The following is a 25811-nucleotide window of genomic DNA, read 5'->3' on the forward strand; positions in this document are numbered from 1 at the left end:
TATGCACGACACGCGAAGGGGTCCGACGGTTGTGCGCATCAGCGACCCATACGGCCGCGGACCATTCCGACCATGGCGTTGAGCTCTTGGATGCGCATCCGCTTGGCCGCCACGATGAAAACGGCGGCCAGCGCGATACCGCCGGCGCCCAACGCGGCGAGGGAGCCGGTGACTCCGCTCCCGAGCCACTGGGTGACAGCGTAGGCGGCCGCGCCCGCCACGGCGGCGGCGGGGACGCAGGCGCCGGTGAGGCGGGCGTAGGTGCGCATCACGTGGGCACCGTCGAGGTCGCCGCCCAGCCGGTTGCGCAGGCGCCGCCAGGCGACGCCGACACCGACGGTGTAGCCGAGACCGTAGGCGGCGGCCATGCCGACGACGGCCCAGCGCGCGGGGAGCACGAAGAACGCGGCGGTGGAGACGGCCGCGTTGACGCCCGCGACGATGACCGTGTTGTAGAAGGGCGTCCGGGTGTCCTCGTAGGCGTAGAACCCGCGCAGGACCACGTACTGCACGGAGTACGGGATGAGTCCGAGGCCGAAGGCCATCAGGACGTAGCCGATGTTCTGGGCGCCGGATCCGGAACCGGCGTACAGCAGCGTGGCCATGGGGACACCGAGGGCCAGGAACGCGAAGGCGCAGGGCACGATCGCGACGGCCGAGGTGCGCAGCCCGTAGGAGATGTCGTCGCGGACTGCGGCGGCGTCCCCGTCGTGGGCGGAACGCGAGATGCGCGGCAGCACGGCGGTCATGACGGAGACGGTGATGATGGCCTGCGGCATCTGCCACAGCAGCAACGCGTAGTTGTAGGCCGTGATGCCGGTGCCGGGGTGCCCCTGCTTTTCGGCGACGGAACCGGCCCAGGTGGCCAGCTGCGTGACGACGACGAGGCCGACCTGGTTGGCCAGGACGAAGAAGAAGGTCCACTTGGCCAGGCGCGCGGCCTTGCCGAGGCCGTGTCCCCGCCAGTCGAACCGCAGGCGCGGCCGGAAGCCGGCGTCGCGCAGGTAGGGCAGCATCGCCAGGGCCTGGACGGTGAGGCCCAGGAGGGTGCCGAGGCCCAGCAGACGGACACCCTCGGCGGTGACGGTGGTCGCGTTGACACCGGAGGTGGTGAAGCCACCGAAGGCCCAGATGAACGCGCCGAACGTGGCGATGACGACGATGTTGTTGAGGACCGGGGTCCACATCATCGCGCCGAACCGGCCGCGTGCGTTCAGGATCTGACCGAGAACCACGTGCACGCCCATGAAGAACATGGTCGGCAGGCAGTAGCGGGCGAAGGCGACCGCGACGTCCATCTGCTGGGGGTCGGACGCGAGCTTCGGCGACATCATCGTGATGAACACCGGCGCCGCGAGGACGCAGATGGTGGTGATGGCCGCCAGCAGCACGACGACGAGCGTAAGGAGGCGGTTGGCGTAGGCCTCGCCCCCGTCGTCGTCCTGCTTCATGGCCCGAACCAGCTGCGGGATGAAGACGGCGTTGAGCGCGCCGCCACCGACCAGCACGTAGATCATCGTCGGCAGGGTGTTGGCGATCTGGTACGTGTCGTTGAACGTGCCGACGCCGATGGCGCCGGCGATGACGAGCGTCCGCAGGAAGCCGGTGATGCGGGAGACGATCGTGCCGGCGGCCATGAGGGCGCTGGACTTGAGCAGGCTGGAGGCGCGGCCGGCGGGCTTGCTCGGCGCCGGTACGGCGACGGGGGCGTCCTCGGCGGGGACGCCGGGAGCGCCCTCCTGGTCGCGGTAGAGGTGTGCGAAGGCGTCGGGCTCGGGCTTCTCGTCCGCCGCCTTGGTCACCAGGGAGTCCACCCCGACGAACTGGGTGGTCGTCGCGTGGTCGCCGTAGGGCAGGTGCCGCGAGGGCCCGTCCGGCTCGGGCGCCGGGGTCTGGGCCCAGACGTGCGGGTCGGGAGCGTGCGCGGGAGCCTGCGGGGCCGCGTAGAGCGGCCCGGGCTCCTGGTAGGTGCCGGGCGGCGGCGGAGGGTGCGAGGCCCGGTCGTAGAGGACCTCGGCCACGGGGTCCTGGGCCGACAGGTCCTGGGACCGGTACGGGTCGTAGTCGTAGGCATCCTCGACGTAGGGGTCCCGGTCCGGCGCGGGCGCAGGTGCGGGGACCTGCCCGGCCACCGGGGTGCCCGGGGCAGTGCCCTGGGAGGGCGCGGGCCCACCAGTGCCCTGCGCGCGGTCACCGTCGTACGGCGCGTTCATCGAAACCCCACCTCATCGTCCCCAGGCCGACCGGCCACGGCATCGCTCAACGGTCCACTGTCTCACCCGTGCCGGACGGCCCGGTGCTTTGCGCTCCGGTGTCCGGGGTCCCGTCACTCGGCTGCGTGCTCTCCTCGGCCGCCGCCCGCGCCGCGATGCGCTTGCGGCTGGCGTACATCTTGATGCCCGCCAGGACGAGAAGGAGGACGCCGCCGGCGATGACGAGCATGACGGTCGGAGTGATCTCGGTGGCCTCCACGGTGAACTTGCGGGCCTTGCCGTACGGCACGCCGTCCGTGGTGAAGAGCTGCGCGGTGACCTCGACGGGACCGCTCGCGGTGGCGTTGGCGGTGAACTTGACCGTCTGGCTGTGTCCACCCGGGACGGTCACTTCCTGCTCGGCCTGGCCGCTGTCGCCGAACATCAGGCGGGTCGGGTTGGCCGACCTCACCCGCAGGACCAGGTTGTGGACGTCCTGGACGAGGCCGTTTTGGACGCTGACCGGGATCGTCGCGCTGTGCCCGGACAAGGTGGCGTCCGACTTGGGGACGACCTTGACCTTCTCGGTGAGACCGATCAGGTACTCCTGCACCTGGTCCCGGTAGAGCCGGCCCTCCTCCGGGCGGCCGCGCCAGGAGGTGGACATCTCGCGGTTCGTGGTGTTGCCGAAGGGGATCTCCACGCGGTCGGGCGCGCTGAGGATCACCTTGAAGTGGTCCAGGGTGTTCTGGGTGGTGCGGATCTTCTCGAACGCGGAGACCGGAAGCTCCGTCTTGCGCAGCGCCTCGGGGTACTGGCCGGCGCCCGGGACCTGGGTGTTGACGCCCGGGTCGGGCTTGGCCGCGGCCGCCGCGTCGAGGTCGGCCGGCTGGGTCCAGCGGCCCGCCTGCAGCCCCCGTATGGCGGCCGCCATCGTCTGCACCTGGCTCGTGGTCGGCATGCGCTGCGGAGTGACGACGAAGCTGCGCGGGCTTTCGGTCTTCTGGAGGTTCAAGGCGAGGCTCTGGGCGAGGAAGCGCTGCACGGCCAGCGTGGCGTCCCCGGCGTTCAGCATGTCGCCCTGGAAGGCGGTCGACAGGTCGGCGTCGGCGACGACCGCCGTGGTGCCCGCGCCGATGGGGCGGGCCGCGGAGGGCGTGTAGCCGAGGGCGCCGGTCTCCTGGAGGCTGTCGCTGCGCGTCAGGACGTTGTGGGCGCCCGCCGAGGTCGCCACGTTGACGATCGAGGGGTCGATGGCGCCGTCCAGGGGCCAGGAGAAGTCGGTGGACGGTGTGACGTGCAGGACGGTCTCCACGGCCTGCTTCGCCTTGTCGGTGGCGGGCCTGAGCTGGCCCAGGGTGCCGGAGACGTCCTTGCCCTGGTGGGCCAGGGAGGCGATGTCGGGGTCGGCGAACGGCAGCGCGACGATCTTCTTGCCCTGGACCGCGGTTTCCAGGGAGCTCAGCCACTGCTCGGCGACGGCCTTGTTCTTGCCCTGGACGATCCGCCCGTCCGGTGCGCGGTACCGGTAGCCCTTGGTCATGGCGTCGACCGTGTAGAGCAGATCGGGGTCGATGACCCAGGTGACGGGCAGGTCCTTGCCGAGGGCGACCATCTGCTGGAGGCGCCCGCCGGGCTTGAGCTCCTCCGCCAGGGAGTCGTCGAGGAAGACGGGGGTCTGGAGCTCGTCCGAGCCGGTCTCCGCCGTCAGACGCGTGGTGGAGATCAGCGGCCACAGGTAAGTGAGCTGAGAGCGTTTGGCGGCCGCCTCCGGCTGCCAGGGCAGGAAGGTCCGCTTGATGCCGAGCACCTGCTCGTACTGGCGGCTCTCGGTCTCCCCGGACAGCGAGACGCCGAGCTGGTAGACGCCATCCTTGTCCAGCTCCAGCTTGTTCACGGGAACCGTGAGGGTGAAGTCCTGCTTGACCTTGGACGGCAGCGAGGGGATTTTCACGGCAAAGGCCGGGTCGATCTCACCGGGATCCGTGCCGGCCCGGAACCCGGCGCGTTCCGCCGCCTCGTCGATGGAGGCCCGGTCGCCCAGGGCAGGCCCGACCCGCAGGCCCACGTGCGCGCCGGTGATCGTCTCGCGGCCGTTGTTGACCACGCTGCCGGAGATGGTGAGCGTGTCGCCCTTGACCGGGGCCGCCGGCGCCATCCCGTCCAGCTGTACGTCGACGGTGCCCGCCTCGGCGGCTTGGGCCGCCTGCGGGGCGGGCGAGTACACCAGGGCGGCGAGCACCGGGGTCCCGGCCAGCAGGACGACTGCGCGCCGCAGCCAGCGGCGCCGGGCAGGTGCGGGGGATGCCCCCTGGATGTCTGCCGCCTCGGCCACGCGCTAGCCCGTCCCTCGAAGTGTCAGTGGTCTCGTTTGTGCGTCCACGCATGGTAACGAGACCCGCTGTGCGCGAGTGCCGCGCCTTGCTCCACATGATCGGGGCCGGGCCGGCGGTCCCGCATGCCGGGGCCGCCATAAAGGCGGAAGCCCTCGCCGGGCGGGGCACGTACCCTTTTCTGTTGTGCCGAACGCCAACGAAGACAACCCCAGTGCCCTGAGTCAGGTGCAGCTCCGCGCGGTCAGTGAACTGCTGCGGGTCGCCCCTGTCGCCGACGAGCTCGGCCGCCGGTTCGAGCAGGCCGGTTTCCGCCTCGCCCTCGTCGGCGGGTCCGTACGCGATGCGCTGCTCGGGCGTCTCGGCAACGACCTCGACTTCACCACCGACGCCCGCCCCGAGGACGTCCTGAAGATCATCCGGCCGTGGGCCGACTCGGTCTGGGACGTCGGCATCGCCTTCGGCACGGTCGGAGCGCAGAAGAGCGCCCGCGTCGCAGAGGCCGATCGGAACTTCCAGATCGAGGTGACCACCTACCGCTCGGAGTCCTACGACCGCACCTCGCGCAAGCCCGAGGTCTCCTACGGGGACTCGATCGAGGAGGACCTGGTCCGCCGCGACTTCACCGTGAACGCGATGGCGGTCGCCCTCCCGGAGAAGGAGTTCGTGGATCCGCACGGGGGCCTGGAGGACCTCCAGGCGGGCGTTCTGCGTACTCCCGGCACCCCGGAGGACTCCTTCTCCGACGACCCGCTGCGGATGCTGCGTGCGGCGCGTTTCGCCGCCCAGCTCGACTTCGAGGTCGCCCCGGAGGTCGTGGCGGCGATGAAGGCGATGTCGGACCGGATCGAGATCGTCTCGGCGGAGCGGGTGCAGGGCGAGCTGAACAAGCTGCTGCTGTCCGCGCACCCGCGCAAGGGCCTGGGTCTGCTCGTGGACACCGGGCTGGCCGACCACGTGCTGCCCGAGCTGCCCGCCCTGCGGCTGGAGAGTGACGAGCACCACCGGCACAAGGACGTCTACGACCACTCGCTGATCGTGCTGGAGCAGGCCATCGCTCTGGAGCACGAGGGCCCGGACCTGGTGCTGCGGCTGGCGGCCCTGCTCCACGACATCGGCAAGCCGCGCACGCGCCGCTTCGAGAGCGACGGCCGGGTCTCCTTCCACCACCACGAGGTGGTGGGCGCGAAGATGACCAAGAAGCGCATGACCGCGCTGAAGTACTCGAACGACATGGTCAAGGACGTGTCCCGGCTGGTGGAGCTGCACCTGCGCTTCCACGGCTACGGGGACGGCGAGTGGACCGATTCCGCCGTGCGCCGCTACGTCCGCGACGCGGGCCCGCTCCTGGACCGCCTGCACAAGCTGACCCGGTCGGACTGCACCACCCGCAACAAGCGCAAGGCCAATGCCCTCTCCCGTACCTACGACGGCCTGGAGGAGCGCATCGCGCAGCTCCAGGAGCAGGAGGAGCTCGACGCCATCCGGCAGCGGACCTGGACGGCAACGAGATCATGCAGGTCCTGGGCGTCGGTCCGGGCCCGGTGATCGGCAAGGCGTACGCGTTCCTGCTGGAGCTGAGGCTGGAGAACGGCCCGATGGAGCGCGACGCCGCGGTCACGGCGCTCAAGGAATGGTGGGCGGCTCAGGCCTGAACCGTGGCCGGCCGGGTCGATGTTTCACGTGAAACATCGACCCGGCCGGTGCGTCAGACGCCTCGGGAACGGGGTCCGCGCCGCTTGAGGTAGACGGCGGTCAGCGCGTAGAGGAGGGTCACGCTCACGATCAGCGTGACGGAACGCCCGTCCGGCGGGAGCATCAGGGCGGCCACGGCGGCCGCGCTCACGAACGCGATGTTGAAGAGCACGTCGTAGACGGAGAACACCCGGCCGCGGAAGTCGTCGTCCACATGGGACTGGATGGCCGTGTCGGTGGAAATCTTGGCGCCCTGGGTGGCGAGGCCCAGGAGGAAGGCCGCGGCCAGCATCGGACCCGGCGCGAAGAACAGGCCGAGCGGGGGCACCAGGACGGCCGCGCCGGCAGCGCAGACCGTGATCCAGCCGCGGGTGCCCAGCCGCCCCACCAGCCAGGGGGTGATCACGGCGGCGGCGAAGAACCCGGCCCCGGAGACGCCGACCGCGATGCCCAGCAGGGCAAGGCCGGCTGACTCGCTGTCCGACCAGGCGTACCGGCAGAGCATGAGCAGCGTCACGAACAGGGCCCCGTAGCAGAAGCGCATCAGGGTCATGGCGGTCAGCGTCTGGGCCGCCTCGCGCCGGGAGGCCAGGTGCCGCAGCCCTTCCACCATGCCGCGGACGGTCAGGGCTATCCCCTGCGCGACCGAGGGGTGGACCTGGCCGGCGGGGTGGTCCGGGCCGAGCAGGCCGACGGCCAGGCGCAGCGAAACCAGGGCCGCGCACAGGTAGAGACCGGCGCCGACCAGCACGACCAGGGCGTTGGAGTCGGAGGCCAGCAGCCTGACGAGGAAGGCGAGCCCTCCGCCGGCGACCGCCGCGAGCGTCCCGGCCGTGGGCGAGAGCGAGTTGGCCGTGACCAGTTGGGCGGGGGCGACGACACGGGGCAGGGACGCGGCGAGCCCGGCCAGGACGAAGCGGTTGACGGCGGTGACCGACAGGGCCGAGGCGTAGAAGAGCCAGTCGGGGACGTGTACGACGATCAGTACGCCGGTGACGCAGGCGAGGAGTGCCCGCAGCAGGTTGCCGTAGAGGAAGACCTGGCGCCGTCGCCAACGGTCGAGCAGTACTCCGGCGAAGGGGCCGATCACCGAGTAGGGCAGCAGCAGGACCGCCATGGCCGAGGCGATGGCCGCGGGCGAGGTCTGCTTCTCGGGGGAGAACACCACGTACGTGGCGAGCGCCACCTGGTACACGCCGTCGGCGGCCTGGGAGAGCAGCCGTACGGCGAGCAGGTTGCGGAAGTCCCTCAGGCGCAGGAGTACGCGCAGATCACGTACGACAGGCATGAGGGCAAGGGTCACATACGCGGAGGGTCCCCGGGCACATTGCCCGGGGACCCTCCGCGGAAGAACGGTCGAAGACCAGGTGTCCGAAGACCCGTGGGATCCGACTTAGCGCTCGACCTCGCCCTTGATGAACTTCTCGACGTTGGCCAAGGCCTCGTCGTCGAAGTACTGCACCGGCGGGGACTTCATGAAGTAGCTCGAAGCCGACAGGATCGGGCCACCGATGCCGCGGTCCTTGGCGATCTTCGCGGCGCGCAGGGCGTCGATGATGACACCGGCGGAGTTCGGGGAGTCCCACACCTCGAGCTTGTACTCGAGGTTCAGCGGGACGTCGCCGAAGGCGCGGCCTTCGAGGCGGACGTAGGCCCACTTGCGGTCGTCGAGCCACGCCACGTAGTCGGACGGGCCGATGTGGACGTTCTTCTCGCCGAGCTCACGGTCGGGGATCTGCGAGGTGACGGCCTGCGTCTTGGAGATCTTCTTCGACTCCAGGCGGTCGCGCTCCAGCATGTTCTTGAAGTCCATGTTGCCGCCGACGTTGAGCTGCATGGTGCGCTCGAGACGGACACCGCGGTCTTCGAACAGCTTCGCCATCACGCGGTGCGTGATGGTGGCACCGACCTGCGACTTGATGTCGTCGCCGACGATCGGCACACCGGCCTCGGTGAACTTGTCGGCCCACTCCTTGGTGCCGGCGATGAAGACCGGGAGGGCGTTGACGAAGGCGACCTTGGCGTCGATGGCGCACTGGGCGTAGAACTTCGCCGCGTCCTCGGAACCGACGGGCAGGTAGCAGACGAGAACGTCGACCTCACGGTCCTTGAGGACCTGGACCACGTCGACCGGGGTCTCGGCGGACTCCTCGATCGTCATGCGGTAGTACTTGCCCAGGCCGTCCAGGGTGTGGCCGCGCTGCACGGTCACGCCCGCGTTGGGGACGTCGCAGATCTTGATGGTGTTGTTCTCGCTGGCGCCGATGGCGTCCGAAAGGTCGAGGCCGACCTTCTTCGCGTCGACGTCGAACGCGGCGACGAACTCGACGTCACCCACGTGGTAGTCGCCGAACTGGACGTGCATCAGACCGGGGACCTTGGCCGCCGGGTCGGCGTCCTTGTAGTACTCGACGCCCTGCACCAGCGAGGCGGCGCAGTTGCCCACGCCGACGATGGCTACGCGAACCGAACCCATTCCGGTTGCTCCCTGTTCGTTCTTGGACGAGGCCTGCGAGATGCAGGCCTCACTTTGCAGTTTCGTCGGGCGGACCGGGTCGTCTCCGATCCCGTCCCGCCCGCTCACTCTCGATGAGCTCGTTCAGCCAGCGCACTTCGCGCTCCACGGACTCCATACCGTGCCGCTGCAGCTCAAGCGTGTAGTCGTCGAGCCGCTCCCGCGTACGGGCGAGCGAGGCGCGCATCTTCTCCAGACGCTCCTCCAGCCGGCTGCGGCGGCCCTCCAGGACCCGCATGCGCACTTCCCGCTCGGTCTGACCGAAGAAGGCGAAGCGCGCGGCGAAGGACTCGTCCTCCCAGGCATCGGGGCCCGTGTGGGACAGGAGCTCCTCGAAGTGCTCCTTACCCGCGGCCGTCAACCGGTAGACGATCTTGGCGCGGCGCCCTGCGAGTGAAGTGGCGAGAGCGTCTTCCGGGGCGTTGCCCGGTTCTTCGATCAACCAGCCGTTGGCGACCAACGTCTTGAGGCAGGGGTAGAGCGTCCCGTAGCTGAACGCGCGGAACACCCCCAGCGAGGTGTTGAGCCGCTTGCGGAGCTCGTACCCGTGCATGGGGGATTCGCGAAGCAGGCCGAGGACGGCGAACTCGAGGATGCCTGAGCGCCTGCTCATCCGCCTGCCTCTCCCTCGCCCCTGAGTTTTATACCGAGCTGATGTATCGGCTCGATACATCCAGACGATAGAACGGGGCGCCCCCGGCGACAAGGGGAGACGTGGTGACCGGCGTCACATCACTAATTCGCACCAAGCGAGTTGCCTGATTTGGGGTGAACTTCGGCACTGTTCGGGTTTTGAGCGTGCGTAGTCTGTGGGCCATGACAACGGGGGAACCGGAATTCACCTGCCGCTTCCAGGCCACTCGCCTGCCCGAGGAGTAGTCGTTCGATGAGCGAGCACCGCCGCAAACCGCCGCAGCCCGAGGGAGGCGGACGTGCCGCGGCCCGCCGGGCCGCCCAGCAGCGCCCTGGCCGGGGCGCCGGGCCCGAGCGCGACGTCCCCACAGCGTCGCCCAGCGGACCGTACGCAGAGCCGCCCGGCCACGGCGGCCGGGCCGGCGCGCGCCAGGCCACCCCCCGCGGGCGCGGCGCCGCGGGCGCCGGCGCAGGCCGCGCGGACAAGAGACTGATCAACTACCCGCGCTCCGACAAGGACGGCTGGCAGCGGTTCGTACCGTCCTGGAAGCTGGTCTGCGGCACGGCGCTCGGCTTCTTCGCCGTCGTCACGGCGGGGGCGGGCATCGGCATCGCCTCGGTGAACACGCCCGACCCGAACAAGGCGGCCCAGGCCCAGAACAACGTCTTCTTCTGGGCGGACGGCACCCAGATGGTGGCCACCGGCGGTTCGATGAACCGCCAGATCGTGCCCATCGACAAGATCCCCAAGTCGATGCAGAACGCCGTGATCGCCGCGGAGAACGAGTCCTTCGAGACGGACAAGGGCGTCGACCCGATGGGCATCGCCCGCGCCGTGTGGAACATGGCCAAGGGCGGCTCCACCCAGGGCGGCTCGACCATCACCCAGCAGTACGTCAAGAACACGTACCTGGACTCCGACCAGACGCTGAAGCGGAAGGTCACCGAGCTCTTCATCTCGATAAAGCTGGGTGTGTCCGAGGAGAAGGACACGATCCTCGCCGGCTACCTGAACACCGCCTACTACGGCCGGGACGCCTATGGCATCCAGGCGGCCGCGCGGGCCTACTTCGGCAAGGACTGCAAGGACCTCACGCCGTCCGAGAGCGCCTTCCTGGCCTCCGTGCTCAAGGGCCCCAACCTGTACAACCCGGACGGCGGCGTCGGCACGGCCGCCACTCCCGAGAAGAACACCGAGCGGGCCAAGGAGCGCTGGGCCTGGGTCCTGGACCGCGAGGTCGCGGTGGGCCGCATGCAGAAGGCCGAGCGGGACCAGTTCAAGGAGTTCCCCAAGATCGTCGACTCCGAGCAGGCCCGCAGCCTGTCCGGACAGACCGGCTATCTGGTCGACACGGCCAAAAAGTACGTGATGAAGGTCACGGGCCTCACGGGCGAAGAGATGGCCCGCGGTGGCTACCAGATCAAGACCACCTTCCAGAAGCCCAGGGTGGACGCCCTGGTCAAGGCCGTCGAGGACACCCGCAACAACTTCCTCGACGAGAAGGCCCGGCCCGAGTACGACACCTTCGTCCAGTTCGGCGCCGCCTCGGTGGACGTGAAGACCGGGGCGATCGTGGCCCTGTACGGCGGCCCGGGCATGGACAAGAAGTACTTCAGCAACAACGCCGACACCCTCGGCGTCCCGGTCGGCTCGACCTGGAAGCCGTACGTGCTGGCGGCCGCGATGCGGTACGGCACCCAGAACTCGCACGGCCAGGGCATCTCGGCCGACAGCAAGTACAACGCGAACGACGAGACCGTGATCAACAACCGCGACGGCAAGCCGCTGCGGGACGCCTCCGGCAAGCCGTTCCGGCAGAAGAACGAGGGCCCGTACCCCTACGGCTACGTGACCCTCAACGAGGCGATGGAGAAGTCCATCAACGTGCCGTTCGCCCAGCTCGTCTTCGACGTCGGCCACAGCAAGGTCCGTGAGGTCGCCCAGTCCACGGGCATCCTCAAGGACTCGATGAACCCGAACGACGACGCCTCGTTCGCCCTCGGCACCTCGACGCCGAGCGCCATCCGCATGGCCGACTCGTACGCGACCTTCGCCGCCTCCGGCACCCACCGCGACCCCTTCTCGGTGACCAGCGTCGAAAAGGACGGCAAGGAGCTGCCCGGCTTCGGGGCCCCCAAGGAGCAGCGGGCGATGGACAACTCCATCGCGGACAACATCACCAAGGTGCTGGAGAACGTCGTCGACAACGGCACCGGCACCAAGGTCCGCAAGCTCGGCTTCACCCGGCCCGCCGCCGGCAAGACCGGAACCACCGACCAGAACAAGTCGGCCTGGTTCGTCGGCTACACCCCGGAGCTGTCCACCTCGGTCGCCCTGTTCCGCACCGACCCGAACTCCAAGGACAAGAAGCTCATCTCCATGAACGGGGTGGGCGGTGTCGACTCCATCCACGGTGGTGACATCCCGGCCGCGATCTGGACCGAGTACATGAAGGAAGCCCTCAAGGGCGTCCCGGTCAAGGAGTTCCCGGAAGCCGAGAAGATCGGCGTCACCGCGGACGCCTCCGGTGCCCCCTCGCCGTCTCCGTCCTTCTCCCCGTCGCCCTCCCCGTCGATGCCCTCGCCCTCGGCGAGCTCCTCCCCGCCGGTCTCCCCCTCCCCGTCGAAGGGCGGCAAGCCGACCTGCAAGCCGTGGGAGCTGTACTGCATCCCGGACACCAACGGCGGTACGAACAGCGGCAACACCAACGGAGGCCCCGGCGGAACCGGGGGACCCAGCGGATCGCCGTCGGGAAGCCCCTCGGGCAAACCGGGCCGCCCCGGCGGCACCAGCTGGGGGACCTCCATGGGCACCTCGGGCTGACCCCCTCCCCCGCTCCGACGAGGGCCGTCGCACACCGTGCGGCGGCCCTCCCGCGTGCCCGGCCCCGTACGGCAGGATGAGCGCATGACGAAGGTGCACGAGGACCGGCCCGTACTGCCCACCCAGCAGGACGAGGTCGCCGCGGCCGGCAGCGAGTTCCTGGGCGGCCCCATGGGCCGCTACGCCCGGCTGGGCGGACACTGGCTCACCCCGGTCCGGGTCGTGGCCCTCGTGGCCCTGGGGATGTTCGCGCTGGGCATGGTGCAGAAGCTGCCCTGCTACGACTGGGCGTGGTTCCGGGGTGCCGGCTCCCAGTACACGCACTCCTGCTACTCCGACATCCCGCACCTGTTCTCCGTACGCGGCTTCGCCGACGGGCTCACGCCCTACTTCGACCGCCTCCCGGGCGACATGGAGTACCTGGAGTACCCGGTCCTCACCGGCCTCTTCATGGAGGTCGCGTCCTGGCTGACCCCCGGCGGCGGCTCCATCCAGCACCGCGAGCAGATGTACTGGATGGTCAACGCCGGGATGCTGATGGCCTGCACCGCCGTCATCGCCGTGTGCGTCGTGCGCACCCACCGCCGCCGGCCATGGGACGCGCTCCTCTTCGCCCTCGCGCCCGCCTTCGCGCTCACGGCGACGATCAACTGGGACCTGCTGGCCATCGCCCTGACCGCCGCGGGGATGCTCATGTGGTCCCGCGGCCGGACCCTGCTCTTCGGCGTCTTCATCGGCCTGGCCACCGCCGCGAAGCTCTACCCCGTCCTGCTGCTCGGGGTGCTGTTCGTGCTGTGCTGGCGGGCCGGGAAGTGGCGGGCGTTCGGCTCCGCGGTCCTCGGCGCCGCGGTCTCGTGGCTCGTGGTGAACCTGCCCGTCATGATCTTCGCCTGGGACGGCTGGAAGAAGTTCTACACCTTCAGCCAGGAACGCCCGATCGACTTCGGGTCCGTGTGGCTGCTGATCTCCCAGCGCTCCGGGAACCCCCTGGAGGACGCCAACACGTACGCCACGGGCCTCACGCTGCTGCTGTGCGCGGGCATCGGCGTGCTGACGCTGACCGCCCCCCGCCGCCCCCGCTTCGCGCAGCTGGCCTTCCTGGTGGTGGCCGCGTTCATCCTGGCCAACAAGGTCTACTCGCCGCAGTACGTGCTGTGGCTCATCCCGCTCGCGGCGCTGGCCCGCCCGCGCTGGCGGGACTTCCTGATCTGGCAGGCCGGCGAAGTCGTCTACTTCTTCGGCATCTGGCTGTACCTCGCCTACACGACCAGCGGGGACAAGCACCAGGGCCTGCCCGCGGAGGGCTACCAGCTGGCGATCGCCGCCCACCTGCTGACGACCCTCTACCTGTGCGCGGTCGTCGTCCGCGACATCCTGCTGCCCGAGCGGGACGTCGTGCGCCGCGACGGGTCGGACGACCCCTCCGGCGGCGTCCTGGACGGCGCCGAGGACGTGTTCGTGCTGTCGGACGCCGCGAGGGCGCCGCAGGACGCGGCGCCCTCGGCGGGACAGCGGGTGGAGTGGGGCACGGCCGCCAGGGACTGACCGGTCAGGCGTCGAGCACCCGGTCGAACTGAGTGGTGGTGTGACGCAGGTGCGCCACCAGCTCGTCGCCGACACTCGGCTCGGGGGCGTCCGACGGCACGAACAGGATCGACACCTGCATGTGCGGGGGCTCCGCGAACCAGCGCTGCTTGCCCGCCCACACGAACGGCGACAGGTTGCGGTTCACGGTCGCCAGACCCGCCCGGGCCACGCCCTTGGCGCGCGGCATCACGCCGTGCAGGGCTTTGGGGGCCTCCAGGCCCACCCCGTGCGAGGTGCCGCCCGCGACCACGACCAGCCAGCCGTCGGAGGCGGCCTTCTGCTGCCGGTATCCGAACCGGTCGCCCTTGGCAACGCGCGTGACGTCCAGGACGGCGCCGCGGTACTCGGTCGCCTCGTGGTCGCCCAGCCACAGCCGGGTGCCGATCCGCGCCCGGAAGCGGGTCTGCGGGAACTGCTGCTGGAGCCGGGCCAGCTCCTCGGCCCGCAGGTGGCTGACGAACATGGTGTGCAGCGGCAGCCGGGCCGCGCGCAGCCGGTCCATCCAGCCGATGACCTCCTCGACGGCGTCCGAGCCGTCCGGGCGGTCCAGCGGCAGGTGCAGGGCGAAGCCCTCCAGCCGTACGTCCTCGATCGCCGCGTGCAGCTGGCCCAGGTCCTGCTCGGAGATGCCGTGGCGGCGCATCGAGCTCATGCACTCGATGACCACCCGGGCGCCGACCAAGCCGCGGACCCCGTCCAGCGAGGACACCGAGCGGATCACGCGGTCCGGCAGCGGCACCGGCTCCTCGCCCCGCCGGAACGGGGTGAGGACGAGCAGGTCGCCGCCGAAGTAGTCCTTGATGCTGGCGGCCTCGTACGTGGTCCCGACGGCCAGTACGTCGGCGCCCAGACGGGTCGCCTCCTCGCACAGCCGCTCGTGGCCGAAGCCGTAGCCGTTGCCCTTGCAGACCGGGATCATCCCGGGGAACTGGTCCTGGATCTGCTTCTGGTGCGCACGCCAGCGCGCGGTGTCGACGTAGAGCGTGAGCGCCATGCCCGTCCGGAGCCTCTCTCGAAAAAGCTGCCTGTGCAGCGGTGCGGTGTGTGGGGGGGTGCGACAGCGGGTCAGCGGCGCGACATGTAGATGTCGAGCGCCTTGTGCAGCACCTTGTTGAGCGGGAAGTCCCACTCGCCGACGTACTCGACGGCCTCGCCGCCGGTGCCGACCTTGAACTGGATGAGGCCGAACAGGTGGTCGTTCTCGTCGAGCGTGTCGCTGATGCCGCGCAGGTCGTAGACGCTCGCACCGAGCGCGTACGAGTCGCGGAGCATGCGCCACTGCATCGCGTTCGAAGGCCGCACCTCGCGCTTGTGGTTCGCCGATGCGCCGTACGAGTACCAGACGTGCTGGCCGACGGTGAGCATCGTGGCCGCGGCCAGCGGCTCTCCCTCGTGCTTCGCGATGTACAGCCGCATCCGGTTCGGGTCCTCGGAGTTGAGGGCCGTCCACTGGCGCTGGAAGTAGCTGAGCGGGCGCGGGCGGAACTTGTCGCGCTCGGCCGTGACCTCGTACAGCTCCTGCCAGACCGGCAGGTCCTCGTAGCCGCCCTGGACGACCTCGACACCGGCCTTCTCGGCCTTCTTGATGTTGCGGCGCCACAGCTGGTTGAAGCCCTTCAGGACGTCGTCCAGCGAGCGGTTGGCCAGCGGTACCTGGAAGACGTAGCGGGGCTGGACGTCACCGAAGCCGGCGCCGCCGTCCTCGGCCTGCTGCCAACCCATGCGGCGGAGCTTGTCCGACACCTCGAAGGCGCGGGGCTCGATGACCGAGGCCTCCACGTCGCGCAGGCGCTTGACGTCCGGGTCCTGGATGCCGGCCTTGATGGCGGCCGAGTTCCAGCGGCGGATGACGACGGGCGGGCCCATCTTCACGGTGAAGGCGCCCTGCTGCTTGAGGTGGGCCAGCATGGGCTGGAGCCACTCCTCCAGGTTCGGGGCGTACCAGTTGATGACCGGGCCCTCGGGAAGGTACGCGAGGTACCGCTTCACCTTGGGCAGCTGTCGGTACAACACGAGTGCGGCACCGACCAGTTCGTCGTTCTGGTCGAACCAACCGAGGTTCTCGGAGCGCCACTCGTTCTTCACGTCGGCCCACGCCGGGACCTGGCAGTGGCTAGCCGAGGGCAGGCTCTGGAGGTATCCCAGATGCTGCTCTCGGCTGATGGTCCTCAGGGACAGGCTCATGCGGGGCGTCTCCTCCGGCGGCTTCGCTGGCTATGGCGCGAAGCCTACTGCGACAAGGGCGCCACCCATCTGGGGGACGGGCCGGGCCCGGCCCATCAGTGGCCGGCGCCCTGTCGCCGAGGTGCCCCCGGTCAGCCCGCCCAGCCGCCGAAGAGACCGCCGTGCGCCATGCCCAGGTAGAAGCCCACGCCCGCGGCACCAAGCCCGATGATCAGTGCGAAGCGCTCGCGTGTCGTCTCCGAGATGAACTGTCCGTACGCGCCGGTGAGGATGCCGACGAGCCCGGTCCACGAGCTCAGCAGGTGCAGATTGTCGAAGAAGCCCGTGATGAACGCCACGGTGCCGAGCACCACCGTGGCCACCATGAGGGTGTCCTGGAGCGGATGGGGCTTGCCGTCGGTCGCGAGGAGCGAGATGGAGGACTTGGGTTGCATGGCCTGTGCCATCGGAAGGCACCTCCTGGCTGAAGCAGAGCGGTGCACGGCCGCCCCCGGCTGGGGCCGGGGGCATAGCACCGAGCACACCCGATGAATACAGAGTGTGGCCTCTTCCTGCCGGATTTCAACCGGAAGGAGTCGAGCAGGTAGTCTGTACAGCTGCGCGGTGTCTGCTCACAGACGCCGTGCGCACGCATCACGACCCTCCTGCCACGGAACGACCGTGGCCGCTGAGTCCAAAGGAGGTGGGTTCCACATGCGTCACTACGAAGTGATGGTCATCCTCGACCCCGATCTCGAGGAGCGCGCTGTCTCCCCGCTGATCGAGAACTTCCTCTCCGTCGTCCGTGAGGGCAACGGAAAGGTCGAGAAGGTCGACACCTGGGGCCGTCGTCGTCTCGCTTACGAGATCAAGAAGAAGCCCGAGGGCATCTACTCGGTCATCGACCTCCAGGCCGAGCCTGCGGTCGTCAAGGAGCTTGACCGACAGATGAACCTGAACGAGTCGGTTCTCCGGACCAAGGTCCTTCGCCCCGAGACCCACTGAACCTCGGTTCAGCGGTAATCGGGACCGAGTAGCACAGCAGCCCAGCAGCAATCCCCGCCGAGAGGTTCATCCATGGCAGGCGAGACCGTCATCACGGTCGTCGGCAATCTCGTCGACGACCCCGAGCTGCGCTTCACCCCCTCGGGTGCGGCGGTCGCGAAGTTCCGTGTCGCGTCCACTCCCCGCATCTTCGACAAGCAGACCAATGAGTGGAAGGACGGCGAAGGCCTGTTCCTGACCTGCTCGGTCTGGCGTCAGGCGGCGGAGAACGTCGCCGAGTCCCTTCAGCGGGGCATGCGCGTCATCGTGCAGGGCCGGCTGAAGCAGCGGTCTTACGAGGACCGTGAGGGTGTCAAGCGCACGGTCTACGAGCTGGACGTCGAGGAAGTCGGCCCCAGCCTCAAGAACGCCACGGCCAAGGTCGCCAAGACCACCGGTCGCGGTGGCCAGGGCGGATACGGCGGGGGCGGCCAGCAGCAGGGCGGCGGCGGTGGCAACTGGGGCGGAGCCCCTGGTGGCGGCCAGTCCCAGGGCGGCGGAGCTCCCTCCGACGACCCCTGGGCGTCCAGCGCGCCGGCCGGCGGCCAGCAGCAGGGCGGCGGCGGTGGCGGCTGGGGCGGAAGCTCCGGCGGCTCCGGCGGTGGCTACTCGGACGAGCCGCCCTTCTAGGGCAGCTCGCACCCCCACTTCTTGATTTCACAGGAGAGACACAATGGCGAAGCCGCCTGTGCGCAAGCCTAAGAAGAAGGTCTGCGCTTTCTGCAAGGACAAGACCGCGTACGTGGACTACAAGGACACGAACATGCTGCGGAAGTTCATTTCCGACCGCGGCAAGATCCGTGCCCGCCGCGTTACCGGCAACTGCACGCAGCACCAGCGTGACGTCGCCACGGCCGTCAAGAACAGCCGTGAGATGGCGCTGCTGCCCTACACGTCCACCGCGCGATAAGGAAAGGGTGACCGACTAATGAAGATCATCCTGACCCACGAGGTCTCTGGCCTCGGTGCCGCCGGCGATGTCGTCGACGTCAAGGACGGTTACGCTCGCAACTACCTGGTCCCGCGTGGTTTCGCGATCCGCTGGACCAAGGGTGGCGAGAAGGACGTGGCGCAGATCCGCCGCGCCCGCAAGATCCACGAGATCGCGACCATCGAGCAGGCCAACGAGTTCAAGGCCAAGCTCGAGGGCACGAAGGTCCGTCTGGCCACCCGTTCGGGTGACGCCGGCCGTCTCTTCGGCTCCGTGACCCCGGCCGACATCGCCACGGCGATCGAGGCTTCCGGTGGTCCGAAGGTCGACAAGCGCCGCGTCGAGCTGGCTGCCCCGATCAAGACCCTCGGTTCGTACCAGGTCTCGGTGCGTCTGCACCCCGAGGTCGCTGCGAACGTGGGCGTCGAGGTCGTCGCCGCCTAAGTGCTGCGAGCGAAGGGCCGCACCCCCCGTGGGGGTGCGGCCCTTCGTCGTTTCCGGGGCTCCGCCGGTCGATGTCCCGGCCGATGTTTCACGTGAAACACGCGGTGTCCCAGCTCATGTTTCACGTGAAACATGGGCTCAAGACCAGCGCGTCAGCGCGTCATCGGGTCGCTCCGGCGACCAGCCAGCGGCCTGAGCGGGCGCGCAGCTGGAGGGTGGCCATCCGGACCAGCATCATCAGCGTCATGGCCCACCAGAGCGTGGTGAGACCGCCGCCGAGGGCCGGGACGAGCAGGGCGGCCGGGGTGAACACCGCGAGCGTCAGGAGCATGGCCCAGGCCAGGTAGCGCCCGTCGCCCGCGCCCATCAGAACCCCGTCGAGCACGAAGACGATGCCGCACACGGGCTGGGAGACGGCCACGACCAGCAGAGCGGGCAGCAGGGCGTCCTCGACCACCGGGTCGCCGGTGAAGAGCGGGATGAACAGCGGGCGGGCCGCCACCACCAGAGCGCCGAGGACGATTCCCGAGGCGATCCCCCACTGCACCATGCGGCGGCAGACGGCCTTGGCCCCCTCGGTGTCACCGGCGCCCAGGTAGCGGCCGATGATGGCCTGCCCGGCGATGGCGATGGCGTCGAGGGCGAAAGCGAGCAGGCTCCACAGGGAGAGCAGTATCTGGTGGGCGGCGATGTCCGCGTCGCCGAGCCGTGCGGCCACGGCGGTGGCGATCATCAGGACGGCGCGCAGGGACAGCGTGCGTACCAGCAGGGGTACTCCGGCCTGGGCACAGGCCCGGATGCCCGCGAGGTCGGGTCGAAGGGAGGCCCCGTGCCGACGGGCCCCACGGACGACGACGAAGAGGTAGGCGCCGGCCATCGCGCACTGGGCGATCACCGTGCCCCAGGCGGAACCGGCTATGCCGAAGCCGGCTCCGTAGACGAGGGCGCCGTTCAGGCCCGCGTTGAGGGCGAATCCCCCGATGGCGACGTAGAGCGGTGTGCGGGTGTCCTGGAGGCCGCGGATGACGCCGGTGGCGGCGAGCACCATCAGCATGGCCGGGATGCCCAGGGCGGAGATCCGCAGATAGGTGACCGCGTACGGGGCGACGGTGTCCGAGGCCCCGAAGAGGGAGACCAGCCAGGGCGCCGCCGGAAGCAGGACGGCGACCACGGCGGCGCCGATGAGGAGGGCGAGCCAGATCCCGTCCATGCCCTGTCGGATGGCGGCCCGGAGGTCACCCGCGCCGACCCGTCGGGACACGGCCGCGGTGGTGGCGTACGCGAGGAAGACGAAGACGCTGACCGCGGTGGTGAGGAGGGCCGCGGCTATGCCGAGACCGGCCAGCTGGGGGGTGCCGAGGTGTCCCACGATGGCGCTGTCGGCCATCACGAACAGAGGTTCGGCGACGAGCGCGCCGAACGCCGGGACGGCGAGGGCGAGTATCTCGCGGTCGTGCCGTCTCGGGGCAGGCTTCAGCGGGGCGAGGGCCTGTGTCATGCGCTCAATCTAATCTTCCACAGGTAATGGATGCAATGGTCTTTGGATCCTTACCGGCGAGTTGGTTCACACGTTCTCGGCACCCCGTTGGAGGCGATCTCGAAACTGGTGCCCAGAAATTTCTCCCCCACAGCCCGTGGAGAAAGAAATCGCAGGTCAGGATGGGTGTATGGGTGGGCCAGGTGATTTTGTCCACAGCGCCGTCCCCCGGTCCGTGCACAGCTTCCGGCGAGTTACCCACAGCATTGGGTCGGTCATCCACATCTCATCCACACAGCCTGTGGATAACAAGATTGGCTGACGTCGCCGTCGGCCCTACCGTTGTGCGTTGCCCGACTCGCCGACGGCGGATCCGGGTGCCCCACATGTCAGAGCCGTGTCGTAGAAAGAGTGGCACGGCAAGGTCCGCTTTGCGGACGGGAGGAGGCGGCCCGGTGAGTATGCCCGAGCCCATGGACGACCCCTGGGCCGACAGTGGTCCCGGTGACCGTCTGCCCGCCCGTTCGCGCCGCAACGGCGACAGCCGGGTCCGAGGGGACGAACAGCACGACCGGGGCCGCGAGGGCGGCTCCTGGGACGGCGGTGGCGGCGGCTTCGAGCGCGTCCCGCCGCAGGACCTCGATGCCGAACAGTCGGTGCTCGGCGGCATGCTCCTGTCCAAGGACGCCATCGCGGACGTGGTCGAGGTCATCAAGGGCCACGACTTCTACCGCCCCTCGCACGAGACGATCTACCAGGCGATCCTCGACCTGTACGCCAAGGGCGAGCCGGCCGACCCGATCACCGTCGGCGCCGAGCTGACCCGCCGCGGCGAGATCAGCAAGGTCGGCGGTGCTTCGTACCTGCACACGCTCGTCCAGTCGGTGCCGACCGCGGCGAACGCCGAGTACTACGCGGAGATCGTCCACGAGCGGGCGGTCCTGCGCCGCCTGGTCGCCGCCGGCACGAAGATCACGCAGATGGGATACGCGGCGGACGGTGACGTCGACGAGATCGTCAACAGCGCCCAGGCCGAGATCTACGCGGTCACCGAGCAGCGGACGTCCGAGGACTACCTGCCGCTGGGCGACATCATGGAGGGCGCGCTCGACGAGATCGAGGCCATCGGCTCCCGCAGCGGCCAGATGTCGGGCGTCCCGACCGGTTTCACGGACCTCGACTCGCTGACCAACGGACTGCACCCCGGCCAGATGATCGTCATCGCGGCCCGCCCCGCCATGGGTAAGTCCACTCTCGCGCTCGACTTCGCCCGGGCCTGCTCGATCAAGAGCAACCTGCCCAGCGTGATCTTCTCCCTCGAAATGGGGCGCAACGAGATCGCGATGCGCCTCCTGTCGGCGGAGGCCCGGGTGGCCCTGCACCACATGCGCTCCGGCACCATGACGGACGACGACTGGACCCGGCTGGCCCGCCGGATGCCCGACGTCTCCGCCGCCCCGCTCTACATCGACGATTCCCCGAACCTGTCGATGATGGAGATCCGGGCGAAGTGCCGGCGCCTCAAGCAGCGCAACGATCTCTCGCTCGTCGTCATCGACTACCTCCAGCTGATGCAGTCGGGCGGCTCGCGCCGGCCCGAGAGCCGCCAGCAGGAGGTCTCGGACATGTCCCGAAACCTCAAGCTGCTGGCCAAGGAGCTCGAGGTGCCGGTGATCGCGCTGTCCCAGCTGAACCGTGGCCCCGAGCAGCGCACCGACAAGAAGCCGATGGTCTCCGACCTGCGTGAATCGGGTTCGATCGAGCAGGACGCCGACATGGTCATCCTGCTGCACCGCGAGGACGCCTACGAGAAGGAGTCGCCCCGCGCGGGCGAAGCGGACCTGATCGTGGCGAAGCACCGAAACGGCCCCACGGCGACGATCACGGTCGCCTTCCAGGGCCACTATTCGCGGTTCGTCGACATGGCCAACACGTAGCATCCGATCCGCAGACCTCGGATCTCGCGCCCTGATCTCCCGAGGGACGCTTGAACGCGCAGCAGCGGTCGGCAACGGTTTCGGGTCAGCTCTGGAGCGGAGTGTCATCCGCCTCGAACGGCGAGCCGATGTTGTTCCACATGAACCCGACCTTCCAGTCGGCCTTGCCGACCGCCCAGCCGAGCACCGCGGTCACGACCTTCTCCTGGGAGACGGTTCGCGTCCGGTAGTGCTCGGCTCCCACGCCGTCCTGGAATTCGAGCTGGTACGTGTTGTCGTCGCGCAGCAACACCTGGACGTACCAGCTGCCTTCCAGGCTCTCCTCCACGCGCTCCAGCACCAGATGCGCGTTACCGCGCTGGAGGTTGGCCAGCATCCTGCCTATCGCCGGCTTCGAGGGCCTCTTCACCACGTGCCCGGCCGCATCAGTTGCAATCAGCATGGCGTGATCCTCCAGCATGACTCTGACACCGCCGCGGTGAGCAGAGAGAGCAGGCCGTCATCATGGGCTGGTGACGACATGGATGCGCTGCTACTGGGACGAGGAAGACGTCTGGTTCTACTTCGAGGTCGACGCCGAAGGCTGGGTGACACGGCAGATCGAGCTCGAAGGGCCGGAGCTGACCCCCATCGCAGCCGCCTCACTCGCCGAATGGCAACAGGCCTCCGACACGGGTCGCCTCGACGAGTACGACAGCAGGTTCGGGATCACGGCAGAACTGCCCGTCTCCGAGTGGGAAGGCCATGATCCGGAGCAGCTGACTTCTGACGAGTTCGATGAAGTCTGGCACTCCGCCCATCAGCAGATGGCCACGCGCCAGAACCCGGGCCGACCCACGTGAGACATCGCCATCATGCGCAGGTCACATCGCAGCGACATGACACCGAAAGCGAGAACCTACAGATCATGGATGCCGTGTCTGAAGACCTGGAGCTGCTTCCCACCACCCGGCGTGCCCTGAGGCACCGGATCGCCGTCGCGCAGAGCGAGGGCCGGGCGCCGTCGGTGGTGGCGGCCGTGGCCCGCGGCGGCGAGGTGGTCTGGGAGGGCTCTCGGACCTTCGTCGAGGGCCACGGTCCCGATGGGAACGTGCAGTACCGGATCGGGTCGATCACCAAGACCTTCACCGCGGTTCTGGTGATGCGACTGCGGGACGAGGGCCTGCTGAGCCTTGAGGACCCGCTGGAGAAGCATCTGCCGGGAACGGGCGCCGGAGAGGTGACCCTCGCCCAGTTGCTTTCCCACACCGGCGGGTTGGCCGCCGAGACACCCGGCGAATGGTGGGAGCGCTCGCCCGCGGAGCTGCGGCCCGAGCTCGCGGACGTGCTGGGCGAGGAGCCCTTCCGCTTTCGGCCCGGCCGGCGGCATCACTACTCCAACCCGGGCTACACGCTGCTCGGTTCGCTCGTGGAGGCCGTACGCGGCAAGCCGTGGGACGAGGTGCTCCGGGCCGAGGTGCTGGAGCCGCTGGGGCTGGACCGTACGACGGCGCGAGCGCGGGCTCCGCACGCGGGCGGCTGGGCGGTGCACCCCTGGGCCGACGTGATGATGCCCGAGCCCGCGCAGGACCTGGGCCTGATGGCTGCGGCCGGACAACTCTGGTCCACGGCACGTGATGTGGCCCGGTTCGCGGTGTTCCTCGCCCATGGTGACGAGCGGGTGCTGAGCCCGGAGTCGGTACGGGAGATGCGGACGTCGGCCGCGCCGCCGGAGCCCGGTGTCGCCGAGCTCGGCTACGGGCTCGGCATGCAGCTGACGGACGCCGGCGGTCGCAGGCTCGCGGGCCACAGCGGTTCGCTGCCGGGGTTCGTCGCGGGGCTGTGGCTGAGCGAGGCGGATGACGTGGCGGCCGTGGTGCTGGCGAACTGCACGTCCGGGCTGCCCGCGGCGTCGGTGGCGGCGGAGCTGGTGGGGATCGTGGCGGACGCGGAGCCGCGGTTCCCCCGGCCTTGGCGGCCGTTCCGGGAGGCCGATCCGGTCGCCCTGGAGCTGTGCGGGCCCTGGTACTGGGGCACGTCCCCGCAGGTGCTGCGGCTGAAGGCGGACGGGCTGCTGGAGCTCGCACCGGTGGGTGCGACGGGCCGGGCCGCCCGGTTCCGGGCGGAGCCCGACGGCAGTTGGACCGGGCTCTCCGGCTACTACGCGGGGGAGACCCTCCGCGTCGTCCGGCGCGAGGACGGTTCGGTGAGCCACCTCGACCTGGGCTCGTTCGTGTTCACGAGGGAGCCGTACGACGCACAGGCCCCGGTGCCCGGCGGGGTGGATCCGCAGGGCTGGCGGGGTATCGGCTAGGTCGTCGCCGCGACCGGCCCACGGGGCAACCCGCGGGATCAGGAGACGAGTTCGCGTTCCAGTGGGGTGCGGAAGCGCGGGGTGATTCGGGCCTCGCCCACCCATCGGGCGAGGCGGTCCGCCTCGGCGGCGACGCCCTCCTCGGCGGCGCGGCCGCGGTCGGCGGGCAGCCGCCAGACGATCTCGCCGTCCGCACGCTGGGCCCAGCCGCCGACGATCTCACCGTTCCACCAGACCGTGGGGCCGATGTTGCCGGCGTAGTCGAAGAGTGCGGGCCGGTGGGCGGGGTCGAGGTGGAAACCCCGGTCGGCCCAGCCCATGCCACTGGGGTCCAGGCCGGGCAGCAGCGCGGCCCAGGGCTCCGGTGCGGGTTCGGGTGCGGTGTCCCCGGGGGAGACCAGGCCGGTCGTGCCGTCGTCGAGGAGGACCTGGTCGGGCCCGACCGCGGCGAGGGCCTTGCGGACGTCGGTGAGGGTCCAGCCCGTCCACCACTTGAGGTCCGCCTCCGTGGCCGGTCCGTAGGCGTGCAGCCAGCGGCGGGCGATCTCGGCGCGCGCCTCGGCTGGAGGCACGGTGGGCCAGGGCTCGGTGTGGGCCCAGCGGAACTGGCTGGAGGTCCACGATCCGCGCGGTCGGTCACGGCGGATCCGGCCGTCGGCGGCCAGGAGCCGGATCACCCGGGTGGCGACACCGGTCTCGGCCTCGTACTTCTTGCCCCGGCCGACGGTGATTTTCTGTCGCAGGGCCGGCACGGCCGCGGAGAGCTGGCTCCCGGTGCTGGGGCCGAGCGTGTCGAGGGCATCGAGTGCGGCTGCCTCGGCCGCGGCCAGCCAGTCGGCGTCGAGGCCTTGGCCGTCCTCTACGAGGTGTTTGAGCAGGGAGCTGCGCTCCTTGACGGCGATGTCTCGCGCGGTGGAGGAGTCCACGTACGGGGCGAGTTCGCCGGAGACGGCGAAGAGGGTCCTGCGCATGCTGAGCAGCCGGACGAGGGAGACGTCCTCGTAGAGGGCCTGTTCGATCGCTGCGGGGCCGCCCTCCGCGAGCCGGGCGCGAGCCGAGAGGAACAGGGTCGCGGCGTCAGTGGCGTGTAGGGCGACGACGGCGTCCGCGGCCTCGGTGACAGTGGCGGCATGCGCCGAGGGAGCCAGGCGGTGTCTGCGCCCGAGCCGGTTGCGGCGCTCGGCGGTGGTGACGATCGGGAAGCTGGGGCTCATCCTCCCGATCGTAGGCCGGACCACCGTCACCGGGCGGGCCTGTGGAGCCGGCGATCAGAGGGAGAGTTTGAACCCGAGATGGGATGCGGTGAACCCGAGCCGCTCGTAGAAACGGTGGGCATCGGTGCGGGACACGTCCGAGGTGAGCTGCACGAGTTGGCAGTTCTCACGGCGGGACTGCTCGATGGCCCATTGGATGAACCGGGTGCCCAGGCCGCCGCCGCGCTCGTCGGCATGGACCCGGACGCCTTCGATGATCGAGCGGGTGGCTCCCTTGCGGGACAGTCCCGGGACGATGGTGAGCTGCAGGGTGCCCACGACGCGGCCCTCGTGGACGGCGACGACGACGTGCTGATGGGGGTCGTCGGCCAGGCGCTTGAAGGCCGCGACGTACGGGGTGAGGTCGTCGGGCGATTCGCGGGCGGCGCCGAGCGGATCGTCCGCCAGCAGGGCGACGATGGCGGGCAGGTCCGCCTCGGTGGCCGGCCGGATCGCAGGCTCGTCGGATTCGGTCATGGGGTGGTTCCCT

General features: G+C 69.6%; 21 protein-coding genes and 1 pseudogene. 10 read left to right on the forward strand and 12 right to left on the reverse strand.

Annotated elements, in window-relative coordinates:
* Positions 1-38: 38 nt before the first annotated feature.
* Together murJ and ACS04_RS09155 are read right to left on the reverse strand one after the other, a co-directional pair.
* Positions 39-2213, reverse strand: coding sequence for a murein biosynthesis integral membrane protein MurJ (murJ, locus tag ACS04_RS09150; protein ID WP_048476038.1), 2175 nt, complete (start codon positions 2211-2213; stop codon positions 39-41).
* Between the two features lie 46 nt (positions 2214-2259).
* On the reverse strand, positions 2260-4527 hold the full coding sequence (locus tag ACS04_RS09155; protein ID WP_048476039.1) for a DUF6049 family protein: 2268 nt from the start codon (positions 4525-4527) through the stop codon (positions 2260-2262).
* A 184-nt stretch (positions 4528-4711) separates the two neighbouring features.
* On the opposite strand from ACS04_RS09155, the pseudogene ACS04_RS09160 reads away from it, so the two are divergent.
* A pseudogene (locus tag ACS04_RS09160) lies at positions 4712-6180 on the forward strand (CCA tRNA nucleotidyltransferase).
* 53 nt (positions 6181-6233) lie between these two features.
* Here the strand turns inward: ACS04_RS09160 and ACS04_RS09165 are convergent.
* The 3 genes from ACS04_RS09165 to ACS04_RS09175 all read right to left on the reverse strand — a co-directional run bounded on the left by ACS04_RS09165 (position 6234) and on the right by ACS04_RS09175 (position 9348).
* Complete coding sequence (locus ACS04_RS09165) at positions 6234-7508, reverse strand: MFS transporter (RefSeq protein WP_048476040.1); 1275 nt, start codon at positions 7506-7508, stop codon at positions 6234-6236.
* Between the two features lie 105 nt (positions 7509-7613).
* Positions 7614-8696 (reverse strand): inositol-3-phosphate synthase, encoded by a 1083-nt coding sequence (locus tag ACS04_RS09170; protein WP_048476041.1) that lies wholly within the window; start codon positions 8694-8696, stop codon positions 7614-7616.
* Between the two features lie 49 nt (positions 8697-8745).
* A complete protein-coding gene (locus ACS04_RS09175) occupies positions 8746-9348 on the reverse strand; it encodes a PadR family transcriptional regulator (protein WP_030857740.1) in 603 nt (200 codons plus the stop codon).
* Positions 9349-9621: 273 nt separating this feature from the next.
* Between ACS04_RS09175 and ACS04_RS09180 the strand changes: the two genes are divergently transcribed.
* Both ACS04_RS09180 and ACS04_RS09185 read left to right on the forward strand, forming a co-directional pair.
* Complete coding sequence (locus tag ACS04_RS09180; RefSeq protein ID WP_048476042.1) at positions 9622-12192, forward strand: transglycosylase domain-containing protein; 2571 nt, start codon at positions 9622-9624, stop codon at positions 12190-12192.
* An 84-nt stretch (positions 12193-12276) separates the two neighbouring features.
* Positions 12277-13737, forward strand: a complete 1461-nt coding sequence (locus tag ACS04_RS09185) for a glycosyltransferase family 87 protein (protein ID WP_048476043.1) — start codon at positions 12277-12279, stop codon at positions 13735-13737.
* A gap of 4 nt (positions 13738-13741) precedes the next feature.
* Here ACS04_RS09185 and ACS04_RS09190 read toward each other — a convergent pair whose 3' ends face one another.
* The 3 genes from ACS04_RS09190 to ACS04_RS09200 form a co-directional block, all read right to left on the reverse strand.
* On the reverse strand, positions 13742-14773 hold the full coding sequence (locus ACS04_RS09190) for an alanine racemase (protein ID WP_048476044.1): 1032 nt from the start codon (positions 14771-14773) through the stop codon (positions 13742-13744).
* Between the two features lie 71 nt (positions 14774-14844).
* Positions 14845-15963, reverse strand: coding sequence for a lipid II:glycine glycyltransferase FemX (locus ACS04_RS09195; protein WP_030857748.1), 1119 nt, complete (start codon positions 15961-15963; stop codon positions 14845-14847).
* Between the two features lie 131 nt (positions 15964-16094).
* On the reverse strand, positions 16095-16409 hold the full coding sequence (locus ACS04_RS09200) for a hypothetical protein (RefSeq protein ID WP_048476045.1): 315 nt from the start codon (positions 16407-16409) through the stop codon (positions 16095-16097).
* 247 nt (positions 16410-16656) lie between these two features.
* Between ACS04_RS09200 and rpsF the strand changes: the two genes are divergently transcribed.
* From rpsF to rplI, 4 genes are all read left to right on the forward strand, one after another.
* A complete protein-coding gene (gene rpsF, locus ACS04_RS09205) occupies positions 16657-16947 on the forward strand; it encodes a 30S ribosomal protein S6 (RefSeq protein WP_004950685.1) in 291 nt (96 codons plus the stop codon).
* Positions 16948-17019: 72 nt separating this feature from the next.
* Positions 17020-17616 carry a single-stranded DNA-binding protein gene (locus tag ACS04_RS09210; RefSeq protein WP_048476046.1) on the forward strand — a complete coding sequence of 199 codons (597 nt, stop codon included), beginning with the start codon at positions 17020-17022 and terminating at the stop codon, positions 17614-17616.
* Between the two features lie 43 nt (positions 17617-17659).
* Entirely contained in the window at positions 17660-17896 is a 237-nt protein-coding gene (gene rpsR / locus ACS04_RS09215; RefSeq protein WP_005315025.1) for a 30S ribosomal protein S18, read from the forward strand.
* 18 nt (positions 17897-17914) lie between these two features.
* Positions 17915-18361: a 50S ribosomal protein L9 gene (gene rplI, locus ACS04_RS09220; protein ID WP_048476047.1), complete on the forward strand. Its 447-nt coding sequence runs from the start codon at positions 17915-17917 to the stop codon at positions 18359-18361.
* A gap of 160 nt (positions 18362-18521) precedes the next feature.
* Here the strand turns inward: rplI and ACS04_RS09225 are convergent, their stop codons facing one another.
* The gene (locus tag ACS04_RS09225; protein ID WP_048476048.1) at positions 18522-19859 is read right to left on the reverse strand and encodes an MATE family efflux transporter; all 1338 of its coding nucleotides are present in this window, start codon (positions 19857-19859) and stop codon (positions 18522-18524) included.
* A 452-nt stretch (positions 19860-20311) separates the two neighbouring features.
* Between ACS04_RS09225 and dnaB the strand changes: the two genes are divergently transcribed.
* A complete protein-coding gene (gene dnaB / locus ACS04_RS09230; RefSeq protein ID WP_048476049.1) occupies positions 20312-21775 on the forward strand; it encodes a replicative DNA helicase in 1464 nt (487 codons plus the stop codon).
* Positions 21776-21860: 85 nt separating this feature from the next.
* Here dnaB and ACS04_RS09235 read toward each other — a convergent pair whose 3' ends face one another.
* The gene (locus tag ACS04_RS09235; protein ID WP_245236335.1) at positions 21861-22217 is read right to left on the reverse strand and encodes a hypothetical protein; all 357 of its coding nucleotides are present in this window, start codon (positions 22215-22217) and stop codon (positions 21861-21863) included.
* A gap of 82 nt (positions 22218-22299) precedes the next feature.
* Between ACS04_RS09235 and ACS04_RS09240 the strand changes: the two genes are divergently transcribed.
* Positions 22300-22617, forward strand: coding sequence for a hypothetical protein (locus ACS04_RS09240; protein WP_048476051.1), 318 nt, complete (start codon positions 22300-22302; stop codon positions 22615-22617).
* Between the two features lie 65 nt (positions 22618-22682).
* The gene (locus ACS04_RS09245) at positions 22683-24068 is read left to right on the forward strand and encodes a serine hydrolase domain-containing protein (RefSeq protein ID WP_048476052.1); all 1386 of its coding nucleotides are present in this window, start codon (positions 22683-22685) and stop codon (positions 24066-24068) included.
* A gap of 38 nt (positions 24069-24106) precedes the next feature.
* Here the strand turns inward: ACS04_RS09245 and ACS04_RS09250 are convergent, their stop codons facing one another.
* Together ACS04_RS09250 and ACS04_RS09255 are read right to left on the reverse strand one after the other, a co-directional pair.
* Positions 24107-25282 (reverse strand): winged helix DNA-binding domain-containing protein, encoded by a 1176-nt coding sequence (locus ACS04_RS09250; RefSeq protein WP_048476053.1) that lies wholly within the window; start codon positions 25280-25282, stop codon positions 24107-24109.
* Between the two features lie 54 nt (positions 25283-25336).
* Entirely contained in the window at positions 25337-25798 is a 462-nt protein-coding gene (locus tag ACS04_RS09255) for a GNAT family N-acetyltransferase (RefSeq protein WP_048476054.1), read from the reverse strand.
* Positions 25799-25811: the final 13 nt, after the last annotated feature.

This window comes from Streptomyces roseus (genome assembly GCF_001044425.1).
Classification (GTDB): domain Bacteria; phylum Actinomycetota; class Actinomycetes; order Streptomycetales; family Streptomycetaceae; genus Streptomyces; species Streptomyces roseus.

What these genes read in the sequence shown, in the direction of transcription:
- murJ (WP_048476038.1), bottom strand. Translation starts at nt 2,213, where the DNA reads ATGAACGCGCCGTACGACGGTGACCGCGCGCAGGGCACTGGTGGGCCC.
- ACS04_RS09165 (WP_048476040.1), bottom strand. Translation starts at nt 7,508, where the DNA reads ATGCCTGTCGTACGTGATCTGCGCGTACTCCTGCGCCTGAGGGACTTC.
- ACS04_RS09170 (WP_048476041.1), bottom strand. Translation starts at nt 8,696, where the DNA reads ATGGGTTCGGTTCGCGTAGCCATCGTCGGCGTGGGCAACTGCGCCGCC.
- ACS04_RS09175 (WP_030857740.1), bottom strand. Translation starts at nt 9,348, where the DNA reads ATGAGCAGGCGCTCAGGCATCCTCGAGTTCGCCGTCCTCGGCCTGCTT.
- ACS04_RS09180 (WP_048476042.1), top strand. Translation starts at nt 9,622, where the DNA reads ATGAGCGAGCACCGCCGCAAACCGCCGCAGCCCGAGGGAGGCGGACGT.
- ACS04_RS09185 (WP_048476043.1), top strand. Translation starts at nt 12,277, where the DNA reads ATGACGAAGGTGCACGAGGACCGGCCCGTACTGCCCACCCAGCAGGAC.
- ACS04_RS09190 (WP_048476044.1), bottom strand. Translation starts at nt 14,773, where the DNA reads ATGGCGCTCACGCTCTACGTCGACACCGCGCGCTGGCGTGCGCACCAG.
- ACS04_RS09195 (WP_030857748.1), bottom strand. Translation starts at nt 15,963, where the DNA reads ATGAGCCTGTCCCTGAGGACCATCAGCCGAGAGCAGCATCTGGGATAC.
- ACS04_RS09200 (WP_048476045.1), bottom strand. Translation starts at nt 16,409, where the DNA reads ATGGCACAGGCCATGCAACCCAAGTCCTCCATCTCGCTCCTCGCGACC.
- rpsF (WP_004950685.1), top strand. Translation starts at nt 16,657, where the DNA reads ATGCGTCACTACGAAGTGATGGTCATCCTCGACCCCGATCTCGAGGAG.
- ACS04_RS09210 (WP_048476046.1), top strand. Translation starts at nt 17,020, where the DNA reads ATGGCAGGCGAGACCGTCATCACGGTCGTCGGCAATCTCGTCGACGAC.
- rpsR (WP_005315025.1), top strand. Translation starts at nt 17,660, where the DNA reads ATGGCGAAGCCGCCTGTGCGCAAGCCTAAGAAGAAGGTCTGCGCTTTC.
- rplI (WP_048476047.1), top strand. Translation starts at nt 17,915, where the DNA reads ATGAAGATCATCCTGACCCACGAGGTCTCTGGCCTCGGTGCCGCCGGC.
- ACS04_RS09225 (WP_048476048.1), bottom strand. Translation starts at nt 19,859, where the DNA reads ATGACACAGGCCCTCGCCCCGCTGAAGCCTGCCCCGAGACGGCACGAC.
- dnaB (WP_048476049.1), top strand. Translation starts at nt 20,312, where the DNA reads ATGGACGACCCCTGGGCCGACAGTGGTCCCGGTGACCGTCTGCCCGCC.
- ACS04_RS09235 (WP_245236335.1), bottom strand. Translation starts at nt 22,217, where the DNA reads ATGCTGATTGCAACTGATGCGGCCGGGCACGTGGTGAAGAGGCCCTCG.
- ACS04_RS09240 (WP_048476051.1), top strand. Translation starts at nt 22,300, where the DNA reads ATGCGCTGCTACTGGGACGAGGAAGACGTCTGGTTCTACTTCGAGGTC.
- ACS04_RS09245 (WP_048476052.1), top strand. Translation starts at nt 22,683, where the DNA reads ATGGATGCCGTGTCTGAAGACCTGGAGCTGCTTCCCACCACCCGGCGT.
- ACS04_RS09250 (WP_048476053.1), bottom strand. Translation starts at nt 25,282, where the DNA reads ATGAGCCCCAGCTTCCCGATCGTCACCACCGCCGAGCGCCGCAACCGG.
- ACS04_RS09255 (WP_048476054.1), bottom strand. Translation starts at nt 25,798, where the DNA reads ATGACCGAATCCGACGAGCCTGCGATCCGGCCGGCCACCGAGGCGGAC.